General features: G+C 64.3%; 2 protein-coding genes. Both read right to left on the bottom strand.

The features are described 5' to 3' along the window. Positions 1-695: MotA/TolQ/ExbB proton channel family protein (locus LQR33_RS24060; protein ID WP_231470754.1), on the bottom strand; the 695-nt coding region annotated here is incomplete at its 3' end. 39 nt (positions 696-734) lie between these two features. Next, a partial coding sequence (locus LQR33_RS24055) for an energy transducer TonB (protein ID WP_231470753.1) occupies positions 735-1,300 on the bottom strand: 566 nt, incomplete at its 5' end.

Here is a 1,300-nt window from a genome sequence, read left to right as displayed (position 1 = left end):
CGCACGTTGTCCAGCACCAGCTTGTTGCGGCGCACCAGCCAGTTGTAGCCCAGCACCGCCGGCACCGCGACGGCCAGACCGATGGCGGTCATGATCAGCGCTTCGCCCACCGGACCGGCCACCTTGTCGATGGAGGCCTGGCCCGAGGTGCCGATCTTCACCAGCGCGTGGTAGATGCCCCATACGGTGCCGAACAGGCCGACGAACGGCGCGGTGGAACCGACGGTGGCGATCACCGACAGGCCGTTCTGCATGTGGTGGCTGGCGGAGTCCACCGCGTCCGAAATCGCCATCGCCACCCAGGTGTTCAGGTCGACGCGGTTGGCCAGCTCGCCCTTGTGCTCGGCGGCCGCTTCGATGCCGGCTTGCGCCACCGCGCTGTACATGCCTTCGTCCGCCAGTTCGCTGGCGGCTTTTTGCAGATCCGTGCCGTGGTGGCCCAGCAGTTCATGCCCCTGCTTGATCAGGCGGCGTTGTTCCAGCAGCTTGACGATGCCGACGTACCAGGTGGAGGCCGACATGATCAGCAGAATGATCAGCGTGCCCTTGGCCACGAAGTCGCCTTGCGACCACAGCGCGTCGATGCCGTACGGATTGGAGGTGCTGACGGTCTCCGCCGCCAGCGCCGGCAGTGCGGTCAGCAGGCCGGCGGCGCCCAGGACTTTGCCCAGCAGTGCGCGAGTGTTCTTGATCATGGTATTTGCTCCTTTGTGTCTTGAGATGCCCTGGGCGACTTAGGCGCCAGAGTCGAGTTTGAAGTGAAACGGCTGCGTCAGCTGCATGTTGGCGCGACATGCATAGCTCTGAAGAGCATTCGAAATCGCCGATTTAAAACTGCTCCGGTAACGAGGGGGGATGCTGCCGTCAAAGCGCACATCCGTGATCCCAGTCACTTTCCCATCCCCGCCTACCGCAAACACGACGAACACATCGCCTTGAATTTCATCCTCCAACGCCTTGGCTGGATATTCTGGCGTTTCGGTCTGAGTGCAGTTGCCCTTGACCGAGACCGGGCCTTTCGGCGCTTCCACCGCCGGGACCGGCGTCGGCGCCGGTTGCGGCTTCGGATCGGAGGTCACTGCCTGGATGGCGTTGGCCGATTGCGTGACCGGCGGCGGATTCACCACCGGCGGCACGTAGGCCTGCGGCTTCGGCGTCGTCGGCTGCTGCACCACTTTCTCGATCTTCGGCGGCGGCGGCGGAGGCGGCGGCGGCGGTTCGCTGATCACCGACACTTCCACTTTCTGCTGGATCACCTTGACCACCCCCTGGGCCAGGCCTGTCACCAGCGCGTAGATCA

It is taken from the genome of Chromobacterium piscinae (genome assembly GCF_021129175.1).
Lineage (GTDB): Bacteria > Pseudomonadota > Gammaproteobacteria > Burkholderiales > Chromobacteriaceae > Chromobacterium > Chromobacterium piscinae.
The sequence above is the reverse complement of the archived record's forward strand: the minus strand, read 5'-3'. Positions and strand labels throughout refer to the sequence as shown.